Origin of the sequence: Streptomyces sp. NPDC048415 (assembly GCF_040651675.1) — a bacterium.
Classification (GTDB): domain Bacteria; phylum Actinomycetota; class Actinomycetes; order Streptomycetales; family Streptomycetaceae; genus Streptomyces.
In genome coordinates this window covers 1-7283 of the sequence record NZ_JBEZKJ010000146.1, presented here as the reverse complement: position 1 = coordinate 7283, position 7283 = coordinate 1, and the positions used below count along the sequence as shown (strand labels likewise).

The 7283-nt window shown below is 65.7% G+C and carries 6 protein-coding genes and 2 pseudogenes; 3 read left to right on the top strand and 5 right to left on the bottom strand.

Features of this window, described 5'->3' with window-relative positions; translation table 11 throughout:
* Both AB0D27_RS42815 and AB0D27_RS42810 read right to left on the bottom strand, forming a co-directional pair.
* The coding region (locus tag AB0D27_RS42815) for a trypsin-like peptidase domain-containing protein (RefSeq protein WP_362520406.1) at nt 1-3729 on the bottom strand (3729 nt) is incomplete at its 3' end.
* Nucleotides 3730-3747: 18 nt separating this feature from the next.
* Nucleotides 3748-4098, bottom strand: coding sequence for a CU044_2847 family protein (locus tag AB0D27_RS42810; protein WP_362520388.1), 351 nt, complete (start codon nt 4096-4098; stop codon nt 3748-3750).
* Between the two features lie 508 nt (nt 4099-4606).
* On the opposite strand from AB0D27_RS42810, the gene AB0D27_RS42805 reads away from it, so the two are divergent.
* The 3 genes and pseudogenes from AB0D27_RS42805 to AB0D27_RS42795 form a co-directional block, all read left to right on the top strand.
* Nucleotides 4607-4912, top strand: a complete 306-nt coding sequence (locus AB0D27_RS42805; RefSeq protein ID WP_362520386.1) for a transposase — start codon at nt 4607-4609, stop codon at nt 4910-4912.
* A gap of 72 nt (nt 4913-4984) precedes the next feature.
* Nucleotides 4985-5212: pseudogene (locus tag AB0D27_RS42800) on the top strand (transposase); the annotation flags it as partial.
* A 64-nt stretch (nt 5213-5276) separates the two neighbouring features.
* Nucleotides 5277-5766 (top strand): annotated as a pseudogene (locus tag AB0D27_RS42795) (transposase); the annotation flags it as partial.
* A gap of 29 nt (nt 5767-5795) precedes the next feature.
* Here AB0D27_RS42795 and AB0D27_RS42790 read toward each other — a convergent pair.
* Genes AB0D27_RS42790 through AB0D27_RS42780 form a run of 3 tightly spaced genes read right to left on the bottom strand, consistent with a single transcriptional unit; the run spans nt 5796 to nt 6706 of the window.
* Complete coding sequence (locus tag AB0D27_RS42790) at nt 5796-6080, bottom strand: DNA/RNA non-specific endonuclease (protein WP_362520384.1); 285 nt, start codon at nt 6078-6080, stop codon at nt 5796-5798.
* On the bottom strand, nt 6001-6555 hold the full coding sequence (locus AB0D27_RS42785) for a hypothetical protein (protein ID WP_362520381.1): 555 nt from the start codon (nt 6553-6555) through the stop codon (nt 6001-6003). Before AB0D27_RS42785 ends, AB0D27_RS42790 begins: the two co-directional genes overlap by 80 nt.
* A 55-nt stretch (nt 6556-6610) precedes the next feature.
* Nucleotides 6611-6706, bottom strand: a complete 96-nt coding sequence (locus AB0D27_RS42780; protein ID WP_362520404.1) for a hypothetical protein — start codon at nt 6704-6706, stop codon at nt 6611-6613.
* Nucleotides 6707-7283 lie beyond the last annotated feature (577 nt).

Here is a 7283-nt window from a genome sequence, read left to right as displayed (position 1 = left end):
CGTGGGGCTGAACGCCACGGAGGTCACTGCGTCGGTGTGGCCGGCGAGGATGGCACGGACCTTCCCCGTGGCTACGTCCTGCAGGTGGACGGTGTTGTTGCCCATGCCGGTGGCGAGGGTGTGTCCGTCGGGGCTGAACGCCACCGAGTTCGCCGAGAAGCCTGCACCCTGGTTGACAACAAGTGTCTTGCGGAGGCGGCCGGCGGCGATGTCCCATAGCCGTACCGTCTCGTCGTTACCGCTGGTGGCGAGGGTGTGTCCGTCGGGGCTGAACGCCACCGAGGTCACTGCGTCGGTGTGGCCGGTGAGGATGGTGCGGGTTTTGCCGGTGGCTACGTCCCATAGCCGTACCGTTCTGTCGTCGCTGGCGGTGGCGAGGGTGCGTCCGTCGGGGCTGAACTTGACGGCCCAAACCGCGCCCGTGTGGCCAGTGAGTGTGGTGCGGGTCTTGCCCGTGGCCATGTCCCACAACCGGACGGTCTTGTCGTCGCTGGCGGTGGCGAGGGTGTGTCCGTCGGGGCTGAACGCCACCGACCCGACCGGACCTGTGTGGCCGTTTAGGGCGGTGCGAGTCTTAGAGGCGGGAGTAGCCAGGTCCCAGAGGCGCACGGTTTTGTCGTCGCTGGCGGTGGCGAGGGTGCGTCCATCCGGGCTGAACGCCACGGCTTCTACGGCGCCCGTGTGGCCTGCGAGTATGGTGCGAGTCTTACCCGTGGCCACGTCCCACAACCGGACGGTCTCGTCGGCGCTGGCAGTAGCGAGGGTGCGTCCGTTCGGGCTGAAAGCCACCGCCCACGCCTGATCCGTGTGGCCGGTGAGGATGGTGCGGGTTTTGCCGGTGGCTACGTCCCACAACCGGACGGTCTTGTCGTCGCTGGCGGTGGCGAGGGTGCGTCCGTCGGGGCTGAACTTGACGGCCCAGACCGCGTCCGTGTGGCCGGTGAGGATGGTGCGGGTCTTGCCGGTGGCTACGTCCCACAACCGGGCCGTGTGGTCCTTGCTGGCGGTGGCGAGGGTCCGTCCGTCGGGGCTGAACGCCACCGAGTACACCCAGTCGTGGTGGCCGGTGAGGATGGTGCGGGTCTTGCCGGTGGCTACGTCCCACAACCGGGCCGTGTGGTCCTTGCTGGCGGTGGCGAGGGTGCGCCCGTCGGGGCTGAATGCGACCCAGCTCACCCAGTGGTGGTGGCCGGTGAGGACGGCGCGGGACTTGCCGGTGGCTACGTCCCACAGCCGTACCGTTCCGTCTTCGCTGGCGGTGGCGAGGGTGCGTCCGTCGGGGCTGAACGCCACTGACCACACAGGGCCTTTGTGGCCGGTGAGGATGGTGTGGGTTTTACCGGTGGCTACGTCCCGCAGCCGTGTGGTGTGGTCAATGCTGCCGGTGGCGAGCGTGTGACCGTCGGGGCTGAACGCCACCGAATACACCTCACGCGCGTGGACGATCAGACGCCGGTGCAGCGGAAGAGAAAGCGTCGCGGCGGTCCGCAAACTCGCAAGTGCTTCGGGGGTATGACTCGTACGGTATGCCTGGATTGCCAGCAGAGATGCCAGGTCAGGGTTTTTATCGAAGAGCGTGTTTGATTCCGCAGCGAGCTGCCGGGATTGGCTGGCTCGTCGTTCGGCGTCGGCCGTCCGCCATTGCCACAGGGCACCCCCTGCAGCGACGAGTGCGATTACCAGCAGGGAGGCAAGGATGGTGGTGAGGCGCCTACCACGCCGGATAACGGTCTGTTGGCGCTGCTTGCTGGCAGCGAGAAAGGCTGCGATGTCGCCCGGCAGCCGGCGCTGCCGTGACCATTCCAAGCCCTCCGCGAGTGCACTTCCGCCGAGTAGGTCTCCTGGGTCGGATGTTGCAGCCCAGCGGGCCCGCCGTTCACGGGTGTTGTCCAGCCAGTCCTGGAAACGGTGGTCCTGTCTGACCCACTCGCGCAGTGCGCCCCAGTCACGGATGAGGGCGTCATGTACCAGCTCGGCCACCGGCTCCCCCGTGGGAGCATCGGCACCGCCTTGAGAGGCGCGGAGTGTCTGGGTGGTGATGATGCGGTGACGCGTGAGGGTTGCGATGACCTCGTCGACGGCTCGGTCACCCTCTGGTGCTCCGCCGGCGTCAGCGGCCAGGTCACGTAGTTCGTGGAGGGGGACCTGCGCACGCACGGCGGGAATATTCCGACTGGAGTCACCGGGGTGCACGAGGGACGTCAGAACCCGCCGGGCGATGCGCCGTTGCTCGGGGGACAGGTCATTGAGGGCGCTGTCGCACCAGGTGGTCAGGCTTCCGCTGACCGCGCCGATGCGTCGGTAGGCCCCGTGGGTGAGGTACCCATCGTGCCGCCGAAGCCACAGCTGGCTGAGCGTCAGCTCCAGCAAGGGCAGCACGGTGACGGGCGCTTGGCGGGACGTGGCCGCTTCGGGGCTGATGGCGAGGACGTCGGTGATGATCTGCTCCGGGAGCCCTGGCTGGAAGTGGAGCCCCACGTCCTGGGCGGGCAGGGTGATGATGTCGTGCAGGTCCTGGTGGCTCAGGGTGCCCGGCACATTGAGCAGTCCTGGCATCGCGACGTCCAGCAGCTTGGGGACCAGAGCGGCCAGCTGAGGGTAGAAGTCGTCGCGCATCACCAGGATCACGCTGAGCTCGGCGTCGGAGCCGGCCACTGCAGTGATCTTGTCCATGGCGGCCCGGCGGCTGTGCTGCCGGCCGTTGGCAGGCTGGGTGAAAAGCTCTTCGAACTGGTCGACGACCAGCAGGACGCGCTGACAGCCAGGGTTGGCTGCGAGTTTGCGGCTGACCGCTTTGGCAATCCCGTCCGTGGCCGCCCCGGGCAGTCCGGCGCGCTCGATCTCGGCCAACAGATTCTGCCTTGGCCGGGCAAGGCAGGGCAGCCATCGGTCACTGCCCGGCAGGGCACCCGCCGCCAGCGCACGCAGCACACCGGCCTGGATCAAGGACGACTTGCCCGAGCCGGAAGGCCCCAGTAGCAGCGTCAGCCGCCGCTGCCGGGACAGATTGGCAACGACCTGCCGCTCCGCGTCTTTGCGGCCTTCGAACCACCGCGCTGACTCCGCAGTGAACGCCTCCAGTCCCTGGTAGGGGCAGACGTCCTGCAAGACCAGTTCCGGCACGATCTCCCGCAGCATCTGTGCAGGAGTGACATAGGCGATCCCCTGCCCCCGTTTGTACGCATCGGGGGCGGTGATCTCAGTCAGCATGCCGATGACCAGGCCGGTCATCTCATCAAGGACTGGCCCGCCACTGAACCCGATCGTCATGTCATTGGCGGAAGTCAACTGCAGAAGTGCGCCCCGCCCCCCAGAGGCCGGCAGCACATCGCCAGCCTCACCGAAACCGAAGTGCCCCTCCCGCGGCGCCTGAACGGGAAACCCAAACGAACGCACCCGATGCCCCCGGCACCCCGCCGCGGAACCCAACGGCAACACCCTCACACCCGCCGACATACCGCTGAGCCGGACGACAGCCACGTCCCCGCCCTCCGGGGCACGCCACAAGTCCTCCGAGACGACTCCCTCGGCCCGGGGCGCCCCCTCCACGTGCGGGAAGGCCACATGCACTCTCGACCCCGGTCCACCTCCTGCATCCTGGATGACATGTGCACAGGTGACCAGGACGCCCTCGGCCACCAGGTAACCCGCCCCGGCCACTTTCCCGTCCGGTCCCAGGACCTGTGCCACAGCAGCCGCCAGGTCCGGCGCGATGCCGTCACCCGGCATCTCATGGCTCTCCACGGGTTAGCCTCGACTCTCGCCTCCGTGAGCCTGACCGGCGTTGCCCATCGTCCACGACAGGGTCACCTTCAGATGGCAACTGGCTTGGCTCTTGGTGATCACAGCCCCGGCCTCGACCGCGAGGTCAACACCGAACTCAACCGCGACTTCGTCAGGGCACGCCTTGCGCAATTGATCGAGTGTGACGCGCGCCGCCTCTGTGACCGGTTCCAGAGCACCTTGCAAAGTCACCGGCAGCTCGTGGATGGCATCGCTGATGCGTCCGGCCTTCACCGGCCCTTCCAACGCAGCCCCCGTCTCCTCGACCAGGATGTAGCCCCCACCCTCCAGCGGAATCCGAGTCAGAGGTGTCAAATTTCCTCCTCTACCCTTTCGGCGGCGCACGCCCTTCGGTGGCGCGCATCCGCCGACGAAGGGAATCGGTGCACTCCTGGAATCCTGCAGCAGAATGTCCTTTGGTCAACGACCAGTGACGAGACGTCAGCTGCACGGGAACGGAACAGCTGCAGCGATGTACCTCACCTAACGCAACTGAAATGGCGTCACTGGGAGGATTGCTCGTCCCTCATTTATTTCGCCGAGTAGCTCATGTGCAACACTCATTTTATGTCGTGCACTGCGACTGCACATCTCGAGGACCTCTCCAGGCGAGGTTGAATTCACAACGGAAAAATCCCTTGAACTGTGTGCGGGCTACACCGCCAGCCTTTCGGTGATGATGTGCGCTGTCTTCGGTGGCGTGTTACCGCACTACCCCACGCGCAAACTCGCGCACTAGATCCCCTGACCCCGACCGGCGGCCAGCCTCCGTCTGTCCCTCCCCTCGTAGCGTGAAGACTGTGACTGCTGGGGAAGTTGGGTCATGGCAGAGCAGCGTCGGAAGTTCGAGCCGGAGTTCCGTGAGGGTGCGGTCCGGATCGTGATGGAGACGGGGAAACCGGTCGCGCAGGTCGCGAGGGATCTGGGCGTCGGCGAGGGGACTTTGGGGACGTGGGTGAGCAGAGCCAGGAAGGCGTCCGAGGGCGCGAAGTCGGGCGGGATGAGCGAGTCCGAGCGTGAGGAACTGCAGCGTTTGCGCAGGCAGGACGCCGAGAAGCTGAAGCGGATCAAGGAGCTTGAGATGGAGCGCGATGTCCTCAAGCGATGCATGGTCCTCTGGGTGAAGTAGCCGCCCGAGCTGGCCGCGTTCATCGGTGACCAGAGGACCGAGCACGGCATCCCGCACCGAACGGCCTGCCGGGTGCTGCGGGTCAGCGAGTCGTGGTTTTACAAGTGGCGGGACAAGCCGCCCACCCGTCGTGAGCTGCGCAGACAGCAACTCGAAGAAGAGGTCAGGAAGATCTTCACGGATTCCGGCGGCACCTGCGGATCACCGAAGATCTTCATCCTGCTGGTCCGCAAGGGCTGGCGGATCTCGGTGAACACCATCGCGAAACTGATGGCCGAACTCGGCCTCGTCGCCCGCGTGGTGAGGCATCGCAGGGGTCTGACCAGGCAGGGAAAGCGCCCGGCCGCCCCGGACTTCGTGAGAGGTCTGGCCGCGAACTGTTGTGCAAACGCGCGTGCTTCACCTCTTGCGGGCGTCATTCCGTTACGCGGCCCGGCAGGACTGGGACAAGATCGCCAAGGCGCTCAAGCCCGTCTACACCGCGCCGACCGAGGACGCGGCCACGACACGGTTCCTGGAATTCGCCGAGACCTGGGGCAAGAAGTACCCGGCGATCGTCCGCCTCTGGGAGAACGCCTGGGCGGAGTTCACGCCTTTCCTTCAGTTTGATGCAGAAATACGCCGCATTGTGTGCACGACCAACAGCATCGAAAGCGTCAACGCCCGCATCCGCAAGGCCGTCCGCTCCCGCGGGCACTTCCCCACAGAGCAGGCCGCCCTCAAATGTGTACATGGCCGTCATGAGCCTCGACCCGACCGGCGCCGGCCGCAAACGCTGGACCATGCGCTGGAAGGGCGCCATGAACGCCTTCGACCTGGCCTTCGACGGCCGCCTCACCGCTGGCCAACTCTAGCCGCACCAAGCCCAGTTACACCGCTCGCTTTACAGACCCCCGTACTCCAGAACTGCACCATAGGTGACAGGTTCCGTGGCGAGGGCTTCCGCCATCCTGTTCTCACACGTCTTCATTCCGCTCACATTGAAGCGCCGGTAACCCGTGAAGATGTTGTCCGGAATGCTTGCCCCGTTGAATCTGTCTCCGCTAATGTGAGACCGATTGAAGAGGGGATTTCCTTGTGCGTCCTGCTCACCGACGGGGAACCCCTGCGGAGTGAACACATCTTCTGTGCTGCGCGAGTTCGGAGGCTTGAGGTCGCTGGGACACATAAGGGCTGTCGCCCCTGTAGCGTTCCCGTTCATGAGCGGGCTCTTCTCTCGGCTGGGAACTGCACCTGATGCGATCCGTCAAGGAGCGGGTTTTCATCTGTCTGCATCCAGCGGAACATGCGAGGGCGTGGAGCGGGTCGTCTCCGTTCCAGATATCTATGACCGTGCTGATTGCCGCGCCCACCAGATTCCGCTTGCCTGCAGTCTTCGCCGTATCCCAAATGCTCCGACTGGCCTGGCTCTCGGCCGCCGCGGTGGCCGCCTTGGCGACCGTCTCTTCGCCCTTTTCGAGAACGTCGGTGAACCAGGAGTCGTGCCCGTCGATCTCAACGCGGTTGATGGGATTGCCGCCGGTGAAGGCATACCGGTTTGCGGTGTACGGGTCGGTTCCGAGCCCCATGTCGGCGAGTGCGCCGTTGTACATGTCCCGGGTGGTGAAGCGGTTCAACCCCGGGTCGTAGTCGCGGAAGCCCATGTCGTACGTGCCGGAGCCGGCGTCCCAGCGCTTGGCGTTGAACCGGTGGCGGGCGTCAGCGGGACGTGGTGTCGAGGGCGCGGCTGAGTGTCCATCGGGAGACGCGCGGCTTGGCGGCGACGGCGGTTCGGGTTTGTCCGGCGCCGAGCAGGATGCGGGCGTCGGTGATCTGTTCGGAGGTCAGGGCGCGAGGACGGCCGCCGACGCGGCCTCGGGCGCGGGCGGCGTCGAGGCCTTCGCGGGTGCCTTTGACGATCTGCTGAGTTGGAACTTGGCGATCGTCTTCGCCAATTCCGCCTGGTCCGGCCGGTGCTTCTGTGCCCGTGCGCGGTCGGCGCAGTTACCGCAGCCACGCGGTGCGTCGCCGTGTTTCCTCGCCTTCGAGGCGATGCTGTCGTATGTCGGGTCGATGTCTGCTTCGCACCTCTCGCACGTGCTGGGCCACGCTTCCTTCGCCCTGGTGAAGGCAGTCTTCGGCCTGCAGCCGTTGCGCAGCATCAACTGCTGCGCCTCCTCCGGATCGACCGGTCGTCTGGACACCAATGTGACCACCCAGTGTGCTTGCCTCATAACGTCGCAGGGACTGTACGTGCCAGCACCGACTTTCCTTGCCGAACTCAAGGGTTGGTGCAGCAATGCCGCGTAGTTAGCGTGTGACACGATCCGTCAAATCGCCTGTGGGGTCGGCGTGTTGTGGGGGCATGGAGACGGACCTCGGGTATGGCAGG

What these genes read in the sequence shown, in the direction of transcription:
- AB0D27_RS42805 (WP_362520386.1), top strand. Translation starts at nt 4,607, where the DNA reads ATGGCAGAGCAGCGTCGGAAGTTCGAGCCGGAGTTCCGTGAGGGTGCG.
- AB0D27_RS42785 (WP_362520381.1), bottom strand. Translation starts at nt 6,555, where the DNA reads ATGGGCTTCCGCGACTACGACCCGGGGTTGAACCGCTTCACCACCCGG.
- AB0D27_RS42790 (WP_362520384.1), bottom strand. Translation starts at nt 6,080, where the DNA reads ATGTGTCCCAGCGACCTCAAGCCTCCGAACTCGCGCAGCACAGAAGAT.